The sequence below is a fragment of the Vibrio sp. GLN_1 genome, assembly GCF_043106015.1.
In the GTDB taxonomy this organism is placed as follows: domain Bacteria; phylum Pseudomonadota; class Gammaproteobacteria; order Enterobacterales; family Vibrionaceae; genus Vibrio; species Vibrio parahaemolyticus.
Genome location: NZ_JBICMD010000014.1, coordinates 87,709 through 112,021, shown reverse-complemented (window position 1 = coordinate 112,021; position 24,313 = coordinate 87,709). Strand labels below are relative to the sequence as shown.

General features: G+C 45.2%; 22 protein-coding genes and 1 riboswitch. Of the genes, 6 read left to right on the top strand and 16 right to left on the bottom strand.

Going from position 1 to position 24,313, the window contains the following annotated elements; genetic code table 11:
* Positions 1 to 402 precede the first annotated feature (402 nt).
* Together ACF8OV_RS05465 and ACF8OV_RS05460 are read right to left on the bottom strand one after the other, a co-directional pair.
* Positions 403 to 1,716, bottom strand: coding sequence for a type II toxin-antitoxin system HipA family toxin (locus ACF8OV_RS05465; RefSeq protein ID WP_069500127.1), 1,314 nt, complete (start codon positions 1,714 to 1,716; stop codon positions 403 to 405).
* A 96-nt stretch (positions 1,717 to 1,812) separates the two neighbouring features.
* Complete coding sequence (locus ACF8OV_RS05460; protein WP_392404336.1) at positions 1,813 to 3,396, bottom strand: carboxypeptidase M32; 1,584 nt, start codon at positions 3,394 to 3,396, stop codon at positions 1,813 to 1,815.
* Between the two features lie 221 nt (positions 3,397 to 3,617).
* Here ACF8OV_RS05460 and ACF8OV_RS05455 point away from each other — a divergent pair, with 221 nt between their 5' ends.
* Positions 3,618 to 4,253: a LysE family translocator gene (locus tag ACF8OV_RS05455; RefSeq protein ID WP_203502620.1), complete on the top strand. Its 636-nt coding sequence runs from the start codon at positions 3,618 to 3,620 to the stop codon at positions 4,251 to 4,253.
* The gene (locus ACF8OV_RS05450; protein ID WP_005477711.1) at positions 4,254 to 4,820 is read left to right on the top strand and encodes a hypothetical protein; all 567 of its coding nucleotides are present in this window, start codon (positions 4,254 to 4,256) and stop codon (positions 4,818 to 4,820) included.
* A gap of 108 nt (positions 4,821 to 4,928) precedes the next feature.
* On the opposite strand, the gene ACF8OV_RS05445 is transcribed toward ACF8OV_RS05450, so the two are convergent.
* Positions 4,929 to 6,305, bottom strand: coding sequence for a sodium:alanine symporter family protein (locus ACF8OV_RS05445; RefSeq protein WP_005500406.1), 1,377 nt, complete (start codon positions 6,303 to 6,305; stop codon positions 4,929 to 4,931).
* Positions 6,306 to 6,422: 117 nt separating this feature from the next.
* Positions 6,423 to 6,524: riboswitch (glycine riboswitch) on the bottom strand.
* A gap of 528 nt (positions 6,525 to 7,052) precedes the next feature.
* Between ACF8OV_RS05445 and ACF8OV_RS05440 the strand changes: the two genes are divergently transcribed.
* Entirely contained in the window at positions 7,053 to 7,211 is a 159-nt protein-coding gene (locus tag ACF8OV_RS05440) for a hypothetical protein (RefSeq protein ID WP_005477734.1), read from the top strand.
* A gap of 31 nt (positions 7,212 to 7,242) precedes the next feature.
* A complete protein-coding gene (locus tag ACF8OV_RS05435) occupies positions 7,243 to 7,977 on the top strand; it encodes a hypothetical protein (protein ID WP_005477843.1) in 735 nt (244 codons plus the stop codon).
* An 81-nt stretch (positions 7,978 to 8,058) separates the two neighbouring features.
* Here the strand turns inward: ACF8OV_RS05435 and ACF8OV_RS05430 are convergent, their stop codons facing one another.
* The 13 genes from ACF8OV_RS05430 to proV form a co-directional block, all read right to left on the bottom strand.
* Positions 8,059 to 8,442 carry a hypothetical protein gene (locus tag ACF8OV_RS05430; RefSeq protein ID WP_005464338.1) on the bottom strand — a complete coding sequence of 128 codons (384 nt, stop codon included), beginning with the start codon at positions 8,440 to 8,442 and terminating at the stop codon, positions 8,059 to 8,061.
* A 101-nt stretch (positions 8,443 to 8,543) separates the two neighbouring features.
* Positions 8,544 to 8,909, bottom strand: a complete 366-nt coding sequence (locus ACF8OV_RS05425) for a VOC family protein (RefSeq protein WP_258496066.1) — start codon at positions 8,907 to 8,909, stop codon at positions 8,544 to 8,546.
* 157 nt (positions 8,910 to 9,066) lie between these two features.
* Positions 9,067 to 11,016 carry an LTA synthase family protein gene (locus tag ACF8OV_RS05420; RefSeq protein ID WP_025524696.1) on the bottom strand — a complete coding sequence of 650 codons (1,950 nt, stop codon included), beginning with the start codon at positions 11,014 to 11,016 and terminating at the stop codon, positions 9,067 to 9,069.
* 203 nt (positions 11,017 to 11,219) lie between these two features.
* On the bottom strand, positions 11,220 to 12,632 hold the full coding sequence (locus ACF8OV_RS05415) for an ATP-binding protein (RefSeq protein WP_258496065.1): 1,413 nt from the start codon (positions 12,630 to 12,632) through the stop codon (positions 11,220 to 11,222).
* Positions 12,622 to 13,278 (bottom strand): response regulator, encoded by a 657-nt coding sequence (locus ACF8OV_RS05410; RefSeq protein ID WP_005464355.1) that lies wholly within the window; start codon positions 13,276 to 13,278, stop codon positions 12,622 to 12,624. Before ACF8OV_RS05410 ends, ACF8OV_RS05415 begins: the two co-directional genes overlap by 11 nt.
* Before the next feature lie 3 nt (positions 13,279 to 13,281).
* Positions 13,282 to 13,917, bottom strand: a complete 636-nt coding sequence (locus tag ACF8OV_RS05405; RefSeq protein ID WP_025540268.1) for a tetratricopeptide repeat protein — start codon at positions 13,915 to 13,917, stop codon at positions 13,282 to 13,284.
* Between the two features lie 14 nt (positions 13,918 to 13,931).
* Complete coding sequence (locus tag ACF8OV_RS05400) at positions 13,932 to 14,726, bottom strand: SDR family oxidoreductase (RefSeq protein WP_025507752.1); 795 nt, start codon at positions 14,724 to 14,726, stop codon at positions 13,932 to 13,934.
* An 8-nt stretch (positions 14,727 to 14,734) separates the two neighbouring features.
* Complete coding sequence (locus tag ACF8OV_RS05395; RefSeq protein ID WP_025524691.1) at positions 14,735 to 15,418, bottom strand: TenA family transcriptional regulator; 684 nt, start codon at positions 15,416 to 15,418, stop codon at positions 14,735 to 14,737.
* A 25-nt stretch (positions 15,419 to 15,443) separates the two neighbouring features.
* Entirely contained in the window at positions 15,444 to 17,003 is a 1,560-nt protein-coding gene (locus tag ACF8OV_RS05390; protein WP_147724390.1) for an AMP-binding protein, read from the bottom strand.
* Positions 17,004 to 17,082: 79 nt separating this feature from the next.
* Positions 17,083 to 17,694 (bottom strand): thermostable hemolysin, encoded by a 612-nt coding sequence (locus ACF8OV_RS05385; RefSeq protein ID WP_015296838.1) that lies wholly within the window; start codon positions 17,692 to 17,694, stop codon positions 17,083 to 17,085.
* Positions 17,695 to 17,971: 277 nt separating this feature from the next.
* A complete protein-coding gene (proX, locus tag ACF8OV_RS05380) occupies positions 17,972 to 18,979 on the bottom strand; it encodes a glycine betaine/L-proline ABC transporter substrate-binding protein ProX (RefSeq protein ID WP_029795784.1) in 1,008 nt (335 codons plus the stop codon).
* On the bottom strand, positions 18,972 to 20,057 hold the full coding sequence (gene proW, locus ACF8OV_RS05375) for a glycine betaine/L-proline ABC transporter permease ProW (RefSeq protein WP_020838946.1): 1,086 nt from the start codon (positions 20,055 to 20,057) through the stop codon (positions 18,972 to 18,974). The genes proX and proW overlap by 8 nt, the downstream gene beginning before the upstream one ends.
* Before the next feature lie 3 nt (positions 20,058 to 20,060).
* On the bottom strand, positions 20,061 to 21,248 hold the full coding sequence (gene proV / locus ACF8OV_RS05370) for a glycine betaine/L-proline ABC transporter ATP-binding protein ProV (RefSeq protein ID WP_005500435.1): 1,188 nt from the start codon (positions 21,246 to 21,248) through the stop codon (positions 20,061 to 20,063).
* Positions 21,249 to 21,686: 438 nt separating this feature from the next.
* Here proV and ACF8OV_RS05365 point away from each other — a divergent pair, with 438 nt between their 5' ends.
* Positions 21,687 to 23,567, top strand: coding sequence for a DUF294 nucleotidyltransferase-like domain-containing protein (locus ACF8OV_RS05365; protein WP_005485718.1), 1,881 nt, complete (start codon positions 21,687 to 21,689; stop codon positions 23,565 to 23,567).
* Complete coding sequence (locus ACF8OV_RS05360; protein ID WP_020838948.1) at positions 23,564 to 24,310, top strand: 3'-5' exonuclease; 747 nt, start codon at positions 23,564 to 23,566, stop codon at positions 24,308 to 24,310. The genes ACF8OV_RS05365 and ACF8OV_RS05360 overlap by 4 nt, the downstream gene beginning before the upstream one ends.
* Positions 24,311 to 24,313 lie beyond the last annotated feature (3 nt).

Below are 24,313 nucleotides of genomic sequence, written 5' to 3'. Positions count from 1 at the left end.
TATTCATTCAAGGATTATGTTTCGGAAAATGACGCTAATGATGCATCAGAAACCCAGTATGAGAGCGAATTTATAACTATATTGAAGAAAATTGCCAGAACCTATTAATCGTAAGGTCTGAACTTAAGCAGGATCTGGCGGAGATCGTCGGTGATTACAAAATTGATCTCGACGGAGAGTTCTAGAAAACTTACCTTATCCGCTTAGTCAATAACATACGAGTATTTGTTTCTCATCTCAAATTGCCACACACTCCGTGGCGATTCTCAAAGTTTGTCGTAGAGAATAGTGTCGTTAACGATGTCGGTATATCCGCGACAAGTGTGAGAACACTCGATCACACCATATGTACCTTTCGACCTATAGTTGTTACTGTCCAAAAATTTTTTACAAACTGATCGGTTAGAGCTTTATTTTGTCTAGGATTCTAAGCGAATTGCTGGCAATGGAATCTATGATTTGAGCAGGAAAGCCGTTAGGTAGCTGGTTAACTACTTGTTCAATGGCGTTAGGAAATGTGACAACAAACTCGTCAAGTATCTCTTGCATTCGAACTGTGCAGAAACCAACAGTTTCTGCTGTTGCAATAAAGTGACGCGGATAGATTTTTTCTAAATGCCACTTATTGCCGCTTGAAGTGGATTTGAGAGCCATCGCTAGTTTTAGTTTACGTGTGTTAATGCCTCTGCCACTTGATGTGGGGAAGGCTGACATAATGTCGTAGAAGGGGGTTAGTCTATAAGCACCATTGGCCTCAATAAAAATTGAAAAGTTTTTTGCATGCCCGTCGGTTGCACCGATCAACCATTGAAATACTTGAAAGCGCATAAAATCGTCGCAGTCGTTGTCTGCGCATCTAGAACGACTCAGTAGTTGCATGATTTCTTTAATACCAACGCCACTATCACTCTGATATTTCAATTGTGAGGGAAGCGAGAATACTTGGCACATGTCTTCTTGAGTCAATCGAATAAGTGCGTTGCCATCTTGTGAGCAGTGTCTATCGAAACGATCAATAACTAGAGCTTTCATTCCTTCAACTTTTAAGATCTCAATCTTTGGAACTTGGAAGCCCATTGCTTCTGCAAGTTTTATACAGAAATACTCATTTTCAACGCTCCCCGTCATATCAAGTGTTGCCGCTGGCTGCTGAATAAAGCCGATCGGAAATTTGAGAATGTGAGTGCTTGGGTAATCCAAACTGGGTAAAAACCAATCATTTTTGATTTTAAGAAGCGCAGTTTTCTCTTGCGCCCCAGATATTGTGAAGCGGAAGTCGTGCTTATTGGACATGCCAAGAGGGAACTGATACTCATGAGCCGTAACTATATCGTGTAAATTACGAACTGAAAGTGGTTCCAGCCGCGTTGAAGCACGACCATTATGTATTTCATTTGCTGGCAGCAATGAGAGTGAGCCAACGCAATCGTGACCGATTGCATGCAATAAATCAAACACGTCTGTTGAGTCGGTGCTATGGCGACGCTGTATGTTCTGACGTGTTGAAGTTAAATCTGGCAACAGATTATCAAAATAATTTGCTACAGGGTCACCTATGTGCGGTTGACTTTGAAGTGGAAGAGATAGTGAAATTGGGTAGGCATTCGGCTCATCTAACCAATTATCGTCATAGCAAAATTGCAGACTGCCGTCGTCAAGTCTGGTTAGATGGCCAACTTTGGTGTTGTTGATGTGTGCGACTAAGAGGCTCTTCATACTGCTTTTGTTTTTCCATAACTATAAACGATCGCTGAAATCCATGAAATGATTCTAGGAAATTCCTAAACCCGTATACTACTTGTGAAAACTAATTTAACCCAAATAGCGAGATTTAAGATGGTTCTTAAAGTGCTCAGGATTTAATACTTCACCTGTAGCCGCTTTAACCAGTTCATCGGTTGTCAGCAAGCTTCCCTTACTCCAGATATTTTTACTTAACCAAGCGAAGATAGGACTTAAATTACCACTGCGGATTGCATCATCCACATCGATTGTTTTGCGCATCGCAGCCATAAATTGAGCTGCGTACATAGCTCCTAAAGTATAACTTGGGAAGTACCCAAAGCTCCCATCACACCAATGAATGTCTTGCATGCAACCATCTCTATAGTTGTAGTTGTTTGCTCTTTTCCCTTTTTTTTCAGTGAGTTGTCTTTTTGTGATGAGTGTTCGATTACCATCTGTCCAATGGATGTCTTGCATACAACCATTTTTGAAGTTGCCCTCTGTAGATAGACCCAGATACGCTTTCATTTTCTCGTTCCACAATTCAGGGACGTCAGTGTGTTTAATCACACCGTTCATGAGATCTCGTTCAATTTCGTAGCGAAGGATAACGTGCGCAGGGTAGGTCAGTTCATCTGCATCAACTCGGATGAAGCCTTTTTCTACTCGCGTGTATATCTTCGCTAGATTGTCCTTCGCGAACTCGTTGCCAGAGAAATGATTTGAAGCCAAGCGAGCAAGATGATCGATAAAGGCGTTGTTGCGGCCAATTTGCATTTCGAAGAATAGAGATTGTGATTCATGAATGCCCATCGATCGCGCTTCACCCGCTGGTGTGCCAGCCAATTCCTTAGGTAAGCCTTGTTCATAACGAGCGTGACCAGTTTCGTGCACGATTCCCATTAATGATTGCATAAACTCACTCTCATCGTAACGAGTTGTGATACGCACATCGGTAGGAACGCCGCCACAGAACGGGTGGACACTCTCATCGAGTCGACCATGCTCGAAATCGAACTGAAGCAGCTTCATCACTTGCAAGCCCAGTGCTTTTTGTTTTTCAGCAGGGTAATGGCCGTTAGGAAGCAGAATGTTATTTGATTTTTGCTTTTCAATTGCTTCGTCAATTAAAGAAGGCAACCATGTTTTGACGTCAGAAAACAGTGTATCTAAAGAAGCCGACGTCGTGCCTGGCTCGTAAACATTCAGCATCGCATCGTATGGCGTTGTGCCATTTGCGTCTGCACGAATTTGAGCCTCTTCTTGGGATAGCTTTACAACTTCTGCCCAGTTCTTCTCAAAACCGGCCCAGTCATTATTAGAACGCTGTGTGCGCCAAGCGTGCTCACACTTCGAACCGGCAAGAGAACTTGCTTGAACTAATGATTCTGGAAGAAGGTTTGCAAGCTGCCATTCGCGTTTCATTTCACGTAACATGGCTCGCTCTTGCGTGGCGAGGGTTTCTTCTTCTGCTTGTGCAAATAGATCCTCAAGATGCGGCTGAGTCATGAGTGAGTGGATATGTACTTCAAGTTCAGCCATTGCGTTGGAGCGTGCTTCAGCACCGCCTGATGGCATCACAGCAGCTTGATCCCAGCCTACAATTTCTAATAAATGGCCAAAGTTGGCGACTTTTTTTGAATGTTCGACGAGTTTTGTAAATGCATTCATTGTGACTACTCTTATTTTTGTTCTTTCCCTAAACACCCGAAAAGGGTCCTTCACATCAAGTCGCGCTAAGCAACTGAAGTTAATTTACTAATAATTAACATTTAATGACGTCTCATTGTCCACAAATTCATCCGGTTGTATAGCGCTCTTAAAAAAGAAGCTTGCGAATCGAGTTGATTGGCGGTATTGATGACGCATTACCCATTAATTATCACAACAATATGGACATACTAAATTTTGAAGCGTTTCTTATCGCTATCACGATTTTAACGCTGACGCCGGGGCTGGATACCGCATTAGTTCTTCGTAATACAAGTCGTTCGGGCTTAAAAGATGGGTGTACAACAAGTTTAGGCATTTGTTTTGGCTTGTTTGTACATGCGTTTTTCTCTGCCGTGGGCATTTCTGCCATCCTTGCACAATCCGCTGAGCTATTCCAAATCGTTAAAATGATTGGAGCCGCGTACCTCATTTGGCTTGGTATCAGCAGTTTGAAAGCGCTAATGGCTTCAGACGGAGGCATTACTGTCGCTGAACAAATTCAGCAGGTATACAGTGGAAAACGTTCGTTTAGAGAGGGCTTTCTCTCAAATGTACTAAACCCCAAAACGGCAGTGTTTTACTTGGCATTTTTACCGCAATTCGTTAATCCGGAAGGCTCGCCATTGTTGCAATCTATGACGATGGCCGCTATCCATTTTGCTATCGCAATGGTTTGGCAATGTGGCTTGGCAGGGGCTTTAAACTCAGCAAAGAACTTGCTCAAAAATGCCAGCTTTATGAAATGGATGGAAGGAGTAACAGGTGCTGTGCTTGTTGCGCTAGGAATTAAGTTACTGATTGAAGAACCACTTTAAATGCGCAATTTATACCGACTTGCTTTAATGTTGACGCTGTTTTTGTTGGGGTTTGCGAGTGCTGTTGCTTGGATGACATTACCACAAATCAAGTTTTCACCTCGGGGGATGGAGTGGGGGTGGCACTGGGCGCACTTTGAGCCGTTTTCTAATGGTATCCAAAAGGCGCGAACGCACGACACCAAACAGCTCTTGTTAAGACGAGTTTACCTTGACGATGCGATCGTCGTTTTTGTATCTACGACGTTAGACAACAAGTTTGAAATCGATGTTGTGCAGGAGAAAACTTGCAAACCGAACGCCACAACTTGGGCATCCGTATCAGTGAATCGCCAGCGAATGGCGCATGTGCCAATGGTGTGTGATAGCGTCGGACAGAGTTATTTTTACCGTTACATAGGTAAGCATTTAGATTCGCTGGAATTTGGTGTTGATGAGTCTTTCATTACGGAAGATTTTGCCCATTGGCCAATCGCGGATATTAAAGTTGATCAGTTCAAACAGCAAAACGCTAAGTTTTTTGAACAGCGTGGAGAGAAGGTTGAACATCAGTGGTTACGTGATTAACGTTGTCATCTGAATCTAGATAAAAATAAAGCCCGCTAAACATGAGCGGGCTTTGTGTTTTAAGGTTTCTAACTCGTTTAAGTGCAGGCTTAACGGTTCTTTGTAGAGCTATGCTTTTACCGCATCAAGATCATCAGATTGAACTGAAGGGTTAAAGAACAATTTAGTTTCTGCCAGTACAACATGACGAAGCGCAATCAAACCAATAAGGTTAGGGATCGCCATCAAACCGTTTACGATATCTGCCAGAATCCAAATCATGTCTAGGTGCAGGAACGCGCCTGAAGCCACTAGAGCAAGGAAGATAATCTTGTAAGGTAGAACCGCTTTTGTGCCCATTAGGAACACCACACAACGCTCACCGTAGTAGTTCCAACCAAGGATCGTTGTAAACGCAAAGAACATCAGACCGATAGACACCAGCATTGGGCCGAATGTTTCTGCGTTGAGACCAACAGCAAAGGCATGTGTTGTCATCGCGGCACCTGAAAAGTCACTTTGCCAAGCGCCAGTTAGGATCAGGGCTAGACCTGTCATGGTACAAATGATGATGGTATCGAAGAAGGTACCTGTCATCGAAATCAAACCTTGTTTAACACAAGAGTCTGTTTTCGCTGCTGCTGCGGCCATTGGCGCGCTACCCAAACCAGATTCGTTTGAGAATACACCACGCGCAATACCAGATTGGATTGCCAACATGATGCTAGCACCTAGGAAACCGCCCGTTGCTGCGGTAGACGTGAAAGCAGATACCAACACAAGTTCAACAGCATTTAGTAGTTGATCTGCGTTCATGATGATCACGCTAAGACACGCCAACACATAAAACAGCGCCATTGCTGGAACCACTTTACCTGCGACACTTGCGATAGATTTGATGCCACCTAGAGTTACAAATGCAACCAAAAGCGTCAGGATGAAAGCTGCAAGCTCACGGTTTACACCTAGAGAGATTTCACTTGCATCAAGAATCGCATTTACTTGCGGGAACGTACCGATACCAAAACAAGCAACCCCAAGTGAGAATACCGCAAACATGATGGCTAGTGCTTTAGAGCCAACACCATATTGTAGGTAGTACATTGGGCCACCAATCATTTGGCCATTGTCGTCAACGCGTCGGTATTTGACAGCAAGCAGACACTCAGCGTATTTCGTCGCCATTCCGAATAGGGCAGCAAGCCACATCCAGAATAGGGCGCCAGGGCCACCAAGTTTGATTGCGGTTGCAACGCCGACAATGTTACCAGTACCGATAGTTGCAGAAAGTGCAGTACAAAGTGCTGCGAAGCTAGAAACGTCACCCTGTTTATCAGATGACTTATCTTTACTGAATACCATCGCTAACGCGGTTGGTAGGTGTTTAAACTGGATCAAGCCTAAGCTAAAAGTGAAGTAAACACCGGTTCCCACAAGCAAAATAAGCAGTGGTGGACCCCAGACAAAGTTATCAATGGTTTGTAGTAAAGATTGTAGGTCGTTCATGATTTCCCCTTAATAAAACAACTAATAAGGAGAAGAGGGAAAGGACGAGATCAAGGATCTCTAATAGAACTAAGCTATTTAAAGAAGGCGGGAACGCCAAATAGTTAGGTTGTAACTTTCCACTCCTCTGTCCTTTTGCCTGAGAGTTTCACCCCGCACACATGTGCAGGACTTGCTCCTTCGGCGACCGATTTAACGGTTCTCTCCAGAGGTTCCTCCAACTACAGTCCCCGCTACCAAGGTAGCACCTGAAATAGTTAATTCTTCGGCGAGTTAATCCAACCAAATGTTAAAGTTTGGTTAATAACCACTCTCCTGCAGTCTTCATCGGAACATTTACTCAATCAAATGAGTAAAGGTTAGTTAATGATGCTGGTCACCATTAACGTGTGAACTCTATCATGTTTCTTGACCATTTCAACACCCTTGGACGATTTATTTTCAACACATTTTTGAACAAAAGGTATTTTTATGGCGTACTGGATATAGGTTTGTTGAGTAGCGTAGGGAATTGATACTATTTCTATTGGTAATATTCTCACTTACCAACATAATCTTTGGTAATGCATCGCCAGTGGGCCTTAGGTAAGTTATTCAATTAAGAGCACAAAATTGATCCAATCTAGCGCACGCGGATGAAAATCTACGCTAAGTTGACCTTGCGTAACGTAGAAATGAGTTACAATAAACTTTTGTGAAACTGTCTCAGGAGTTAGTCAGTTTTACGCGATTGGACAAGGAGGCTGTATGACCAGATTGTTAGCCATTGCGGTATTGATAGTTGTAGCGTTTGTGCTATTCCGTTATCGAACCAATGAAAAAGTCCAAAAAGCGACCGTCATAACATTGATTGGCGCATTCCTGATTTATACCGCATCCATTGTGATTGCGGAACTGATTCGCTAGCAAGATAGAAGAGTCCTTGGAGTAATATACGGTGACTTCTCAAAAAAATATTGAAGAACAAGATGAAGTGGTTGTCATTGAGGAACGTGACAAACGCACACACATATATATCGCAATTGCAGCGGTACTAGGCTTGGCATTTGGGGGCTTGGCTGGCTCTGTTTTGACGGCGAATAAATGGGAATCTACTTATCAAGTTTTAGAAGATAAATATCAAGCGCTTGCGCAAGATAAAACCGCGTTAGTTTCTCAAGTTAAAACTCGTGAAGAGTCGCTAGACAAAGAAATCCAAGAGAAAGTGGATGCACTGCTCGCAGAAAAGGACGCCGCACATCAGAAAGCGCTGAAAAAATTGCAAACTCAGCTTACCGAGGTCGAGAAGGTTAACTTGTCGTTGGAATCTCAAGTAAAGCAACAGAATGACAAGTTGAGCTCGAGCAAGACAGAGAATGAAAAGCTCACTCGCCAAGCGGATATGCAAGCAACCATGTTTGAACGCTCTCGTGAAGTATTCCAGAAAGAACTCAAAATCTCGCAAGATCTAGAAGCGTTAGAGAAAGAGCGAGAGAAGCTACTGCCGAAAATCGACAAGCTGAAGAAAGAGTGTGATGTGTTCTTGGAAGGGAAGTCGTGGGATGTAAAATCCGATGCTTGCGATAAGCACGATGAAGCAAATTCTCGACTTAGCCAAATCGATCAACTAATTGAAGTCTACAAAATGGATCTCAAACAGATTAAAGAAATTACATCGGATATGGGTTTATAAGCTCAAAAATACACTCGATTGTTCATACAAAAAGGAGCTCACTGAGCTCCTTTCCTTTTACCTATGTTAAGCTAAAACTCGTTAGATACGAGAGGCATCATAACCTGATGCAAGCAAAAGTTCTCGTTCATACCTAATGAGTTGAGCACGATCTTCAATTAATTCGTTCAAAGCTTGAGATGGCTTTCCTGCGAGAGTTTTGAAAGCAGCAAACGTTTCTGCACTGTCGATCTCATCAATCATACTGCTAATGACATTGCGCGCTTCACACGGATTGTTATCTGTAGTGAAGTATTCCACTTGTTTAGCTGCAGCTTTCATTTCTGTTAATAGCTCAAGCGGGCTCGTGTCTTTTGCTACCGCCATGTAGTTGTCTAACACGCGCTTAGCATAAAGCAGTTCTTTTAGTGGGATATCACGTCCACTTTCAATTAGGGATTCGCTAAGGATCATACTTGAGCTCATGGGCATTCCTTTAGTTATATACAACGCAGCTTATAAGTGTCCCCTGAGTCTAATTTATTGAAGCCTAGTTGGGAATGGTAAAAAGCATTTTTAACGCATTTTTATTCACTAATGAACACGCGAATGCGATGCTTATCAGGATCGGTCGCTACAAAATTTACCCCATACACCGAGGTCATTGGTGGCTGAATAAAGTCTACGCCCATCTCTTTCCACTTGTTGTAAACCAGCTCCAGTTGATGTCCGTCTGCTACAGACAACGATAACTCGGCTCCTCCACCTTTCACCATGCTGACTGGAGTAAGCACGTCACTTTGTTTGAGCGTAAGTTTGACGCTATGGGAAAGTGGCATAGAAGCAAACGTAGGAGATAAAAGCGTGACCTCGCAATCAAACAGTTTCGAGTAAAATGTTTGGCTCACGTGAATGTTTTCTACATAGAGAACGAATGAATTGATAGTCAGCATGGATTATTCCTCAACTTTGTTAAATAGATGAGGCTGAATTTACCGAAAGAGCATGACAGGTGCTGTCAGTAGTGAATTTTCACGTTAAAATCTAGTCGCTCTAAAACAAAGAAAAGGAGCCATTTGGCTCCTTTTTTCCTAACTGAATCAACGAGTACTAGTTAGCACGTTTCGAAGAGTACCAGTTGTTTTGATACGCTTTAGATGCAAACAACGCGTTTGCTTTTGCGCGGTCAATAACGGATTCATCGACCTCTAGCGGCTTCATCGTTTGGCTTTCAAAGTCGTATTCCATGGTCGACACTTTTTCGCCAGGAGAAAGTACAACCAAGTTATCTCGGGTTAAGTAACCGAAGTTTTTGTCGTACTGCATCATTGCGCGTTCATCTTCGCGAGCCAGTGGCTTAGTTAAGTCACGGCCAATCATCGGTGTTTTTGCGTCCACACCAATAAGAGACAGCAGCGTTGGCGGCATATCAATGTTGTTGGCGATGCGGTCATCTTTACGTGGTTGAATGTCTTTACCAATGATCAAAGCAGGGATGTGGAAGTGCTTAACAGGAACAAGGTTTGCGCCAAATACACGAGCATCGTGGTCCGCAATTACGATGAAAATCGTGTCATCCCAGTATGATGATTTTTTCGCTTTGTCGAAGAACGTACCCAAAGCGTAATCTGAGTATTTCACCGCGTTGTTACGCGTCATGTGCTCAGAATCGTATTGTTCGATTTTACCTTCTGGGTACTCATAAGGACTGTGGTTGCTTGATGTGAACACAAGGCTGAAGAAAGGTTTGTCGCCTTTTGAAAGGCGCTCAAACTCTTCATCTGCTTTATTGTAAAGATCTTCGTCACTCACTCCCCAAGAGCCAACAAAGCCTGGGTTCGTATAGTTTTTCTCTTCAACAATTTGGTCGAAGCCATTGCCGAAGAAGAAGGTCTTCATGTTATCGAAGTTTGCTTCACCGCCGTAAATGAACTGTGTGTGGTAGCCTTGTTCTTTCAGCAAATCAGCAATAGTAAAGAAACCCGTTTGGCTCTTACTCAGTTTAACAACCGCGCGAGAAGGCGATGGCGGGAAGCCTGTTGTTACCGCTTCGATACCACGAACTGAACGAGTGCCCGTTGCGTACATTTGTGTGAACTGCCAGCCTTCTTGCATTAGTTCATCAAGGTTTGGTGTAAGAGGCAGACCACCCAAAGAGCCCACAAACTGTGCGCCCAAGCTCTCTTGTAACAAGATAACCAAGTTTTTACGCTTGCCTTGGTACGTCGCTGGGTTGCTGTTCATGGTTGGTAGCAATGTAGGATCAAAGTCGACCTTCGTTGATGAAGCGCGAACGAGATCCAACATTTTTTGATTGTCCATCTTGCCGTAGAACTGCTCTGCGCTCTTTTCTGACTTCATATTGTTGACAGCAAATAGCAATGAGTAAGACGAATTCAGTGCTAAGTCGTTAAGCAGTGGATCGTTCGAAAACGCCACCATAGCAGGGTTGAGCGGACGGTGACCCAAAGACGAACGAGCGCCTGCAACACAAAGAAGCACAACGAAAATCGCCAAAAGAGGGCGCCATTTCCAATTGATTTGTTGCGCGCTATCGGTCAGTTTTTTGCTCCATTTCCAGCCTAAAACTAGCGTCAAAGCGGTGCCGATTGCACCAATAAACAGTTCTAGTTTGTAGCCAGTCCAAAGCATGCTCATCACTTCTTTCGGGTAGATGAGGTATTCAACAAACAGGCGGTTCGGACGCAGGTCATATTCTTGAATGAATGGCGCCGTTGCCAGCTCCATGTACACAAGAATCCATAGCCCAGCGACCATCCACAAGCGCAATACCCATTTCCAGCATTCTCCGACCTTGCCTTTTAGTGGCATGAAAGAAGAAAGCAGAGCAGGGAGGATGAACAACCAGCATAACGTTGCGATATCAACACGCACGCCTTGGCCTAGGATGTAAAGGAAGTCGTTGAAGGATTCAATACGATCAAACTGCCAAAAGGCGAGTAAAATGCGTGATATGGACAAAAATGCAAGTGAAAACAAAGAAAAAACAGCGAGAGGCTGCAATGGCCCAAACATGGGTCTCTTAGACGAACTTTTCATATTTATTTTGTGATGGACTTAGTCGTGATGTTGTGTCGTTTCTAGCAAAGCGAGCGTGAAATAAACGTGAATTATAATGAAAATCTATGGACTGAATTGTAAGTATTCGTATGTCTATGTAAGAGTGGGAGGCGTCTCATGCTTGGTGCGAAACAAGGCGATAGAAGTGTGCTCCATATCGCCTTTTTAGTCGTCTTTTTTTGCTAGTACTTTGGGAATGCGACGACAAACGTGTTCTTGCCATTTTCTCTCGTAATCAGCTCTATCGTTGCGCTGTGTAGCGTGGCTATATCTTTGCAAATAGACATGCCCAACCCCGCACCATCGCCTTTTTCTGAGTGACCTCGGTAGAATTGTTCAAAGATCCTTTCTCGCGTTTCTTGTGGAATCTCCGGGCCAGTGTCGGAAACCAAGATTTTGATGGCATTTCTATTTTCTTGCACACTAACTTGGATTTCGCTGTGTGCGCCTGAATAGCGAATGGCGTTGTCTACAAGGTTACGGAACAACACTTCTAACAACATTTTGTCGCCAGAAAGCGCGACTTCCGCTGGTGAGAGGCTGATGTCTTGATCTTGTCTTAAAGCAAGTGGCGCTAAATCGGCGACGACGGTTTGCAGCAATGGGGTTAGTTCGACGTTGTCAAAGACACGTTCAGATAAACTGTCTACTTTAGCAAGTGTAAGCAGTTGGTGGATGAGACGGTCGGTTCTTTCAATGCCTTGAAGGATGTTGTGTAAGTCTCCGCGTAACTGTTCTGGGTCATTACTTTCAAGAGCGTTTTCTACGTTTAGGCGCAGGATTGTCAGCGGCGTTTTGAGTTCGTGTGCGGCGGCTCGCGTAAAGCGCTTCTCTCTCTGCCACGCTTGTTCAAGTTCAGAAAGCAATGAATTGAGTGCTTCCACCAACGGAGCAAGCTCGGTTGTGTTGTCGGTAACATAAATGCGGTCTAAGCGGTGCACGTTTCGTTGCGTGATAGCTGTGCGCAGATCGTTAATTGGTCTGAAATATCTGTCAATCAGCCAGAACAGCAACAGCAGCAAAGTCGGCAATAGTAGTAACTGTTCGATGGACGTCGACAGAGCGATTTCATGGATGATCTCTTTACGTATTTTCTGCTTTTCAGCAACGACAACGTATTCGTTCTCATGCTCGGTCTGTGGTAATGAGAGTTGGAAAGTGCGCCACTGCACGCCGTCTTTGGTAATGTCGGCGTAGCCGTTGTTATCAAAAGAAGAAGAAAGAGAACGCAGATTCGGAGTGGAACTCCAGATCAACTTGTTGTCACGGTAGAATTGAAAAACGAGATTCTGTTCGTAGGGGTGACCAAATTTGGTGGCTTTGTCTTCTTCGCTCTTTGCCAAAGAATCGATGTTCTTCATCCACTGGTCGAATAGCTCTCTGTGGTTGGCGAGAGTGTCCGTTTCGGTTGAAATGGACAGCGTCAGTAGCATCAGCTTAGCGGATTGCCCAAGTCTAGCGTCATAAACCTCTTCGACTTCGTGTTTGGCTGATTGAAAGCTGAAGTACAAAGAAATAAGCAAAAGCGCACTGACTAACAAGCCAACCGAGAGCGTCAGTTGGCGTTTAATGGAGTAAGGTTTTTTATTTTTCAAGAATGTACCCCACACCACGAATGTTTTTGATGGCGACGTTGGGGGCTTTTTTACGTAGGTTATGAATGTGAACTTCTATCGCGTTATCGCTTGAACCTTCATCCCAGCCGTGTAGCGATTGTTGCAATTGCTCCTTACTTTGCACGCGTCCGGCGTTCGTCATCAAGCTGGTGAGGATTTTAAATTCATTGCGTGTGAGTTTAAGCGGCGCGTCATCATAGCGAATGCTTTGTTCCGATAAGGATAAAGACAACTGCCCAACCTGAATGATTTCTTCTGCACTGCCAGATTGACGGCGAATCAACACACGCAAGCGAGCGAGCAACTCTTCGAGTGCAAACGGTTTTCCGAGGTAATCATCTGCGCCGCCATCAAGGCCTTGAACGCGATCGCGAATGTCGTCTCGTGCGGTAAGTATCATCACTGGGAGCTTAAATCCGCCTTTGCGAATATTACGCAGAACTTCCAATCCATCGATATCGGGTAGAGTGAGATCCAAAATTACGGCAGTGAACGCTTCTGTTTTGAGTGCGCTAGTCACGCCAGACCCTTTTTCCACCCAATCCACGGTGTACCCATGGCGACTTAATGAAGTCACCATGGATTGACCGAGTAGTTTGTCATCTTCTACGAGTAATAAGCGCATAGATTATTTCAATCTCCCAAGAGTCGCTTCAATTTCCAGTTTTCGACCTTTGTCAGCTAAAGGTCGGTCAGGGCGAGGTGTCGCCTGCATTGCGCGAGTCAAATACACTTTCGCTTCTTTGTCTCGACCTTCTTCTGCAAGGAAGTCTCCATAAAAATAGTTCGGATCGATGCCTTTTGGATTGATCTCTAACGCTTTTTTCAACATTTCTTCGGCTTTATCGTCATCACCAAAGCCAATTGGCCACCCCGGAACTTTGTAATACAAAGAACCTAAACTTGTGTATGCTGAGCCATCAAGCGTTTGCGGTGACGTTGCAATTACCCCTTCGAGTAAAGATTTGGCTTCTTTGGCGAGTGATAGTGCACCTAAGCCACCTTGAGCACCAGCCAGCGATGCTTTATTGATTGCCAGCCAAACAGTGAGTTCGGGATTGCCGGGTTCTCTGTCGAGATAAATACTGGTTTTGGCAATCGCACGATGGAAGCATTGTTCCTTTTCGTCACCATCGGGCGTGCTGTACTGACATTCCGCCCATTTCTTTTGAACCTGTTGCAGTGGAGCATTACCTGCCAACGCAGCGGTCGAAGCTAACGTTGAACAAACCGTCAAAGCGCAAAGTAGTTGTTTGGTATTCATCGTCCATGTCCTCTTCAATGACTGACTCGGTTTACGTATTGGTGAATGGTTTCTTGTTGCTTACGAATCGCAGAAGAAACCACGCTTGGAAGCAGTTGATTGATGCGAGCAAAAAGTTTTTCTGGCCAACCAATCCATTTCGCGGAAATTTCTTTTTCCAACATGGTGACAACGTGATTGGCAACAACTTGCGGCGAGTCCGTTTTGTTACCCAGTTGTCGATTCATTTCATTGACGGCATCGCTATTGAGTGAGGTTTCTGTCGCTCTTGGTGCCAAATACAGCGCACGGATTCCGGTTGCGAACAGCTCTCTGTCGAGCGATTCGGTAAACCGGTGCAATCCCGCTTTTGCCGCGCAATAGGAGGTATAGCCAGGGTAGCCAATTGAGCCGAATGTTGAACCAATATTGAGAATCACCCCAGGCTGTTTTAACCATGTCAACGCCGATTGGCACAGCAGCATCGGCGCAACGAGATTGAGTTGGATTTCGTCTGCAATCTGCGTTGGTCGTTTGTGGCTTAACAACGAGAAATCGTTGCTGCCCGCATTGTTAATCAGTGCGTCCACTTTTTGATGTTGGCGCGCTCGATCTTTAATCGCTGTTAATCCTTCTGATGAGGTGATGTCTGCAACGACTACGTCATGACGTTCTGGATTTGACAGTTCACGCTGTAGTGTTTGCAAGCTCTCTTCGTTTCGCCCAACAAGAATGAGGCTAGCACCGCGTTTTGCTAACTCTTGCGCGATGGCTCGCCCAATTCCGCCCGTTGCGCCTGTCAGGAGAATGGTGCTGTTGTTAATGATCATGCTTCACCTCACGCCGCTTGTTGGGTTGAGAAGGAAGGCAAAGAGCGCAGCATTTGTCCGTACAATGCGAACACCATTTTTGCGGAGTCGATGATGACTTGTTGATCTTCCACTTTGGTGATTTTGTTCATCAGTGATTCAAAAAATTGCAGATGATCTTGGTCTAACACGCTGTGTGAAACTAGGTAAGTCATTGCTGAAGGCGGTAGGCTTAACGTTGACTGGATTTTTTCTGCCATTTGGCCACCAATACCGACGCTGGTGCCTTCTAATACCCACACCATGCCAAACAGCGCGAGTGGGTTGTGGCGGTCAATGTTGTGGTAAAGGTAGGAAACCATCAATTCAATCGGCGCACCGACTTGACCTACATCTTTGTTGTTGCGCACTGCTTCGGCATCACCGCCACATGCTTTAATGTCATTTAAAATCCATTCTTGATGGCCTTTCTCTTCCTCGATGTATTCGGCAATGGCGTCTCGTACCCATTCGTATTCGCCAGATAGTCGGCCTCCACACGCCATCAGCAAGGGAACGGTGTGCTTAACGTGATGGTAAGCTTGGGTTAGAAAGGCGATATACATATCTTTGGAAATGTTGCCTTGTTGAACGTCTGCGATGACTGGCGCAGTTAACATTGCTTGTTGAGCAGCGGCAGTGCTTTTTTTGAGTTGTTCGAAAAATAAAGTCATAACCTTCTCCTTAAGAAGCCGTTAACTAAGATGCAGTTTGGAAAGACGTAATGTGTTGCTGAAAGGGCAAATCGATGCGTTGGATCTTTTGTGCTTGCAGCGTTAATTCAGACGTTGTGCTCGCTAATAACTGAGCCACATCATGTTCGATTTGATTTCGTTTGAGCTTGCCGTTATCCGTGTACCAACCAGAGATGGCTCGTGGGTTGTCCAGCAGCAATAAGGTTCGGATTTGAGCGTAATCGGGTAGGGTTCGGTTTAATGCATGAACCTTTGCTTCGACGTCTTCGCTATTGGCAATGACAGCACATAATGTTTGTTGGCTATCACCTGTAACGATCAGTGGCGTCATCGGCAAAAACGCCAACGCTTCTGATTCAATCCACTCCGGTGAGACATTTCTGCCGTATGCGGTGACGATAAGGTTCTTCTTGCGTCCTGAGAGAGTGACAAAACCTTGCGCGTCAATTTGGGCTAAGTCGCCAGTCGCTAACCATTCTTGAGTAAACGGCTCATTCAAATAGCCAAGAGCAACGTTGCCTTTGACGAGCAGTTCACCATCTTCTGCGATACGAATCTGTGCGTGGGGAAGTGGTTTGCCACACGTTCCTGCTTTAAATGTGGCTGGTGTATTCAAACAAACAACAGAGCCACATTCAGACAAGCCATAACCTTCAAACGCAGGGATGTTCAGCGCATGCGCGGTATTAATCAGTTGCGACGACACTCTTGCGCCGCCAACGGCGACAAATTTTAGAGAACCCACAAGAGAGGGCTGCTGTTTCGCGATATGAATGAGCGCAAGCAATAAAGCCGGTGTTAGCACTAAGCTTTCTGGTTTGATGGTCGCTAATGCTTGTGCAAACAGACGCGGTTCGAATTGGCTTGAACCGAGTAAGCCAGTTTGCTCTCCGGGTAAAATATATGACGTCACGCCCAACATGAGTGGAACATAAACGCCGGTTATGTTCTCGAGAAGCGTCGATAACGGAAGCAGCACTAAGTGTGAGTGCGCCGTGCCGTTTACTGCGTCGGCGAGCGATTTCGCCACCAAACACAAATGATCATTGCTTAAACAGACGCCTTTAGGCTGACCAGTCGAGCCCGACGTAAATGTGATTTTTCCGGTTTTTGGTAGATAAGCTGCCTGTGTATCTTCATCTCCCAACTGGTTACGACGCAGCAAAGGCAAATTTGCAATGGAAAACGGATGGTCTTGCTGGTTAAAGCTTTGCTTAGGATGAGAAGCCAACCATGCTTGCCAATCGCCAACTAAAGCATCGACGCTTGATTGCTCTAACGTATGTTCAACTTGTGCATCAGAGAAAAAAGTCGGAATAGGCACGACGACTATGTCTGCCGTCATCGCCGCCAAATCAACAATGGCCCAATCAATGCTGTTTTCTGCGCGTAGCGCGAGTGCTTTGATGTTCTGTGTAATAAGCTCGGCGGCAACGAGTTCGATCTTGTTTAACAATTCAGAGTAAGTCAGTTCAACCGTTTGATTCGCTTCGTAGCCGACAAGTGCTACTCGATCTGGTGTCGTTTTTGCCCATTTTGTAATGGCATCGAGGAGAATATTCATACATCACCTATATTCTGCGTTGTGTTTAACCAAGTTGTTGTGGTTGTGTTTGCGTTTTTAACGACGTTTACTTTTCTATCTAGGCTTGTTTGCGTTTTCTTTCTTGGACTAATCGAAGACGCTCTAGTCCTTTTTGCAAATTGCCAGCTAACACACGCGGTTGATGTTCGTAGTACGACCCCCAAGTGGACTCGGCATCGGGGACTTTGTTTTGATCGGCCTGCGCGATGATATGAGGCTCCAATCCTAGGCGTGCCATCATGGCGTGAAGTGGGTCTGTCGCGGTGAAGATGCACCATTCAAAACCGAGGTTGACCAGCATTTCTGCGATGAGGTAGAAGTGCAGAGATGACATGCCCTTAGCGAAAGATGCCAAGTGACCGAATTCCACTAAGTTCGAACGTTTTACGTCGCAGTTAAATACGTTAGAAACCAGCTTTTGGGCGTCGTCTTCTAAATACTGTTCAAGGAACAAGGGCTCATCTTCGGCGATGCGAAAGCCGCATACGGAAATAATTTGGCCGCCTTCAATGAGGGTTAAATACGCCGGCATAAATTGTTTTAGCTCGGCAAAGAATGCTTCTTGATAACGCTGAGAAACATGCTCGATAACTTGGCTCCAAAGCGGATGCATTGGATAAACGATGTCTAAAGTAAAGCCATCTGCAGAAGTTTGTGCATGGTGTTTCATGAGCGCTTCCTTTGTTTGAGTAGTTATCAACAAAATAAAACGCGAAACTTAAGAAATTCTTAAGGAATGAAATTTTGATAAATTATTTAACGACAGGAAGGCTTAAATGGCAGTGCCTTTTGGGGTTTTGTGCTGGTATGTGCTTGATATTAATACGATGTTTTCTTGAGTAATCTAAATAAAAAAGCCAGTCTAAATAATAGACTGGCTTTTCATTTTCTCACTGAGGAACTAAAGATACGCTAAAGCTTTAGCGGTTTCTTAAGGTTTTTGGGCGTTACATTGCCGCTTTCTTCGCTTCTTCAATCCAACCATCAAAGGTTGTTTGGTTGGCTTTAATCCAGCCATTTACGTGCGCTTCGATGTCTGCCGCGCTATTTTTACCTTGGCTCATCATCATGTTTTGAGCGCTGACATCATTGATATTCAGTTTGATGATTTCGAACAGTTTCGCTGCCGATGGGTTCTTCTCTGTGAACTCTTTGTTCGCGACGATGCGCATAGAGTTCATTTCAAAACCGTAGTTTTTGCCGTTTTTCAGTGTGGTGTCGATGTCTTTACGTTCACCAGGAAGAGACGAGAACGGCACCTCTAGCCACACGACGTCTTTACCCGGAACAAGTACGCCACTTACCCAATACGGTGTCCATGTGTAGTAAAGAATTGGGTCACCTTTTTTGTAGCGGGAGATTGTATCAGCAATGATTGCGGCGTAATTACCTTGGTTGTGAGTGACGGTGTCACGAAGTTTGAACGCGTCCAACTGATGCTCAACCACCATTTCACAACCCCAACCTGGGTTACAGCCGGTAAGATCGGCTTTGCCATCACCATTCGCGTCGAATAGTTTCGCCAATTTTGGATCTTTTAACTGACCAATGTTCGTAATGCCGTATTTCTCGGCGGTTTTCTTATCGATGAGGTAGCCTTGCGCTGCGCCACTGACGTATTGGCCTTCTCGGAAAAACTTATCATCACCACCTGACATGGTGTATTTGTCTGCATGAAGCGGAAACCAGCCAACCGCTAAGAACGTTGCGTCACCTTTTGCTATCGAGGTGTAACCGACGTTGTAATCCACTTCTTTGGTTGGTTGGACATCGTAACCCAAAGCTTCCAGAGCACGATTTACGATTAACGTTTGGAACGTCTCTTCAGCGACAGTGGACTGTACAGGTTGAACCGCGACGCCTGCACCCGGTAACTCTCCAGCAATACCGTAAGTCGAAAATGCGATTGTGCTTAGCGCGCCGACAGACAGCGCTTTCTTCCATGAATTATTCATTCGTATTTCTCCTAAGTTTTAGGTCGTTTTGGTTCTTGTTGGTTTTAAATTTGAGCAGATAAGAGATAGGGCCGGTATGGTACCAGCGAAGTTTGGTATTGCCGGCGTTGACGCCAAGCTCTTGTGTAATGCGATCCAACAAAATAGCGAGGATCACAATGCCTAAACCGCCGACAGCGGCCAGACCCATGTCCAGTCGTCCGATGCCTCGTAACACCATCTGACCCAAACCGCCCACGGCGATCATCGAGGCGATAACCACCATCGACAGAGAAAGCATTAAGGTTTGGTTGACGCCCGCCATGATCGTTGGCAGCGCAAGTGGCAATTGAATGCGATACAGCATTTGCTTTTTGTTTGCGCCAAAAGAGTGACCCGCTTCGATAAGCTCTTCCGGTACTTGTTGAATCCCAAGAATGGTCAATCGAACCACTGGCGGTAGCGCGAAAATGATCGTTACGACAACGCCCGGTACGTTACCAATACCAAACAGCATCACTATCGGAACAAGGTAGACGAACGCCGGGGTGGTCTGCATCGCATCCAATATTGGTCTTACAAACTTGGCGGCGGTTTGGCTTCTGGCTAGCCAGATCCCCATGGGTAAGCCAATCAACAAGCAGAAAAACACCGATGTGAGCACCAAGGCGAGCGTGGTCATGGCTTGAGACCAAGCGCCGATCAAGCCAATGAACACTAACGATACTAGCGTTGATAAACCAAGTTTGAAGTTAGAAAACTGCCACGCGAGTAAAAATAGGATCAGCACCATAATTGGTGACGGCGTAGAGACTAACGCGGTTTCGAATGAGGACAAGATAAAATCGATCGGAACTCGTATGGCTTGAAAAACAGGGCGACCATGTTCAACGAGCCAATTCAACCCAGATTCTACCCAATTATCGAGTGGGAGAACGGCATCTTGAAATGGGTTCATGATATCGAAAGGTGTCTCTTGCACGGCTTCGCTGTTCAACCAATCGTTGTTAGTTGCGGCCTCACTACCTTGTGACCACGGGTCTTCTTGTGTTGGTGCGGCTTGCGACCAAGGATCGTTATTTGTTTGCTCTGTAGACATCGTTTAATCCTTATCGAGTGTTTGCAGAAGACGCGACTTCGTCACGACACCAAAATAGGTTCCTTGCTCATCGACTACTGGCACAGCATAAGGAACGCTCGCCACGACGCCGAGAATGTCATTCACAGACTGGTCCGGCTGAAGGGTCACGTCATCTTCTAATTGAGCGCTGGCCAAGGAGCGATTTTCCTTGTGGGCTAAGCGTAAGGAGTCGAGAGAAACGATGCCGGAATATCGGCTAGATTTATCGACGACGATGCCGTAATCGCGGTCGTGATCCATCAAGATTTGCATGGCAGAGCCAGGGCCGTCGTGTTCGGATTTCTTGAATACCGCAGCGGGCTTCTTGCGCGCAATATCTTTGACGGTTAGCACGCTGGCGACATTAACGCCGCGGAAAAACGCCTCGACATAATCATTGGCGGGGTTATGAAGAATTTCATCTGGTGTGCCGACTTGCACAACTTCGCCGTTTTGCATGATGGCAATTCGGTCACCGATGCGCATGGCTTCGTCCAAGTCGTGCGAAATGAATACGATGGTGCGTTTATCGTCATTTTGCAGACGAATCAATTCATCCTGCATTTCAGAACGAATCAAAGGATCGAGCGCTGAGAACGCTTCATCCATCAGCAAAATATCGGGGTCGCAAGCTAGGGCGCGGGCAAGACCGACACGCTGCTTCATACCACCTGATAGTTCATCAGGAAACGATTCAGCGTAGGTATCTAATCCAACTCTCTGCAACGCTGATAATGCACTTTCGTGGCGAGCAGTCACATCGACGCCTGCGAGTTCCAGGCCGAAAGCGGCATTTTCTATCACCGACATGTGGGGCATGAGCGCAAAATTTTGAAAAACCATTGAAATGTTGTTCCGACGAACTTCGCGCAGTTCTTCTTCGGAGATGTGAGCAATGTCTTTCCCTTTGAGGTAAACACTGCCTTTGGTGGGTTCAATGAGTCTATTGAGAAGTCGAACGAGAGTGGATTTTCCTGAGCCAGAGAGACCCATAATGACAAAAATCTCGCCTTCATTGATGGTCAGAGATACATCGTTGACGCCAACGGTTAAGCCAGTTTGTTCAAAAATATCGTCTTTATCAACGCCTTTTTCGATGAGTGAGAATGCTCGCTCCGGAGCTTCTCCAAACACTTTATAAAGTCCCTTAACTTCCAGTATGGGATCCATGTTAATTGTCCTTTGTTATGTGTTTATCACGAGTTAATGTTTTGTACTCTAATTAAATTGATAAGAGTTTTCAAATGATTGGCTTGGCTTATTGGTGTTCTGTGATCATATTTTTCGTAGTAATGAACTTTCGTTGTTTTATTAATAAATCTTTTTAAAACATCTAGTTATGAATGTTTTTGTTTGTGTTTTTAGGCGATAAACACGACGTTGAATTTATTTTTAAGTTTTTAATACATGTTGGTACAGTAGGGTTGCATATTTATTGCTCAGTGTTTATAGGCGGAAAGAACAGTGAAATGATTAGAGTTCAAATCTGTATTTGGAAGAAGCAAACATAACATGATGAGGTAAGCAGAAGTCTTAGCGTTATCTGTTGCTTATGCGAAATCGAGATGATATTGATCTGGTTACTTTAGGCAACGCATGGAATAAAGAATGGAAGCCGAGCAGTTAGAAGTACTCAATTTCATTAGCCAACATCCTCCTTTCGATGAACTGCCAGAAGAGCAGTTAAAAAAAATCGCCATTCATGCAGAAGTGGCGTATTTCCGTCAAGGTACCGACATCCTCAAATTTGGTGATACGATTCGCGACTTGTATATGGTTCGCAGTGGAGCGGTAGAGATTTATCGACGCAAAGGTGAACTTTATAACCGTATTGATGCTGGTGGCCTGTTCGGGCAAATGGGGTTGCTCATGAACAACCGCGTTCGTATGCCAGCAAAAGCGATAGAAGACACCTTGGTGTATTGCATTCCTGAGAACATCTTCAACGAACTTTGCGATGAGTTTGAAAACTTCGCGGATTTTATGGAGCTCGAAGATAGCGCTCGGCTTCGCAATGCGATTTCTAGTCGCTCCGACGGCAATGATTTAACAACCGCAAAAGCGCGTAAAATCCTGACTCGTGACCCTGTGACACTCGAAGCGACCGCTTCTATTCAAGAAGCTGCAAGCCTAATGGCAGAAGAGAACGTCACCGCCTTGCTCATCGTCCGCCCAACTGAAGAACTGACCGAAGAGGATGATGACCAACTGCTTGGCATTCTTACTGACCGCGATTTATGTATACGGGTTTTGGCGCAGGGGATTGATACCAATATATCGGTGAGCGAGGTCATGAGTTACGACGTGGTATCGCTCGATTACAACGCGTATGTGTTTGAAGCGATGCTGACCATGCTTCGCTACAACGTGCATCATCTGCCGATTCTCAAAGACAAAAAGCCAATAGGCATCATCGGTATGACGGACATTGTCCGTTACGAATCTCAAAACAGCTTGTTGCTGGTGAGCTCGATTTTCCAACAGACCAGTGTGGAGGATCTCAAACAAGTTTCCCTACAAGTGAAAGATTGTTTTGTTCGAATGGTCAATGAAGACGCCAACGCACACATGATTGGACGAGCGATGTCGGTGATTGGCAGCAGCTTTAAGCAACGATTAGCGGAACTCGCCGAGCAAGAGCTTGGTCCTGCTCCAATTCCATACTGTCTGGTTGCGATGGGATCGATGGCGCGAGATGAGCAGCTCATCGTCACCGACCAAGATAACGCGCTGATTCTTGATGACAGTTACGATCCTGACAAGCACGGCGAATATTTCGCGCAGTTTGCGAAATTTGTATGTGATGGATTGGCGGCATGCGGCTATACCTATTGTACGGGCGACATTATGGCTACCAATCCTGAATGGCGAAAAACCAAATCGCAATGGGAAGAGTGCTTTGGCGATTGGATCGATCATCCGACCCCAGAGAGGTTGCTAAACAGTAATATTTTCTTCGATTTGCTAGGGATTCATGGCCGGGTGAAATGGGCAGAGCAACTGAGCAGCTTTATTGTCAGACGAGCCAAAAAGAACAATCGATTTTTGGCTTGTATGGCTTACAACGCAATTCGAAGGACGCCGCCGTTAGGATTTTTTAAAGATTTCGTGATGGAGAAAGATGGGCGTCATCGCAACTCTATCAACCTTAAACGACGCGGTACCGCGCCGCTGGCAGATTTGATTCGAGTGCATGCGTTGGCGATTGGTTCGCGCTCGCAAAACTCGTTTGATCGATTAGACGACATCAATGACGCCGGGATTCTGCCAAAAGGGCGAGGAATGGACTTGCGAGATGCGATGGAGCTTATCTATATGGTTCGAATCCGTCACCAAGCCTTGGATATTGAAAATGGCGACGAGCCGGATAACAACATCGAGCCAGAAAATATGTCCGATTTCGAACGGCGTAATCTAAAAGCGGCATTCCAAATTCTAAGCAATGCGCAGAACTTCATTAAGTTCCGCTATCAAAGAAGCAGTAAATGATGTGGTTGGCAAAAAGTAAGGCGAGTACACCGCTGCTCGATACTTCGCAAACGCCGGAGTGGTCAGTATTGTTTGAGCAGTTGGCAGAGCAAGCGCAAGATCAACGGTTGAAGCGATACTATTCGACTCCTATGGTGAATGGGGATACGCCATTAAAAGAGGTGCCGTTTGTCTCGGTAGATTTTGAAACGACGGGCTTAAATGCAGAAGAGGATGCCATTCTTACCATTGGTCTTGTGCCGTTTACGATTGACCGAGTGCAGTGCGTTGGTTCAGCGCATTGGATTGTAAATCCGAACCGAGAGCTTAATGAGGAGTCTGTCGTTATTCATGGCATTACGGATTCTGAAGTGAAAAACGCGCCCCAATTAACGCAAATACTAGGTGAGATTTTGGATGCACTCGCTGGCAAGGTGGTGCTGGTGCACTACAAGAATATCGAGCGGCAGTTTTTTTATAATGCGCTTTTAAACACCATTGGCGAAGGGATTCAGTTTCCCGTCGTCGATACATTGGATATCGAGTACGCACTTCAACGCCGAGAATGTTCAGGCATTTGGAATAAGTTAAAAGGTAAGAAGCCAGGGTCAGTGAGGTTAGGGCATGCTCGGGAACGATATGGTCTGCCTGCTTATCAACCGCATCACGCATTAACGGATGCATTGGCGACGGCAGAGTTGTTTCAAGCTCAGTTGCAATATCACTTTAACCGAGACATGCCAATTTCTGCTATTTGGCAATAAAGG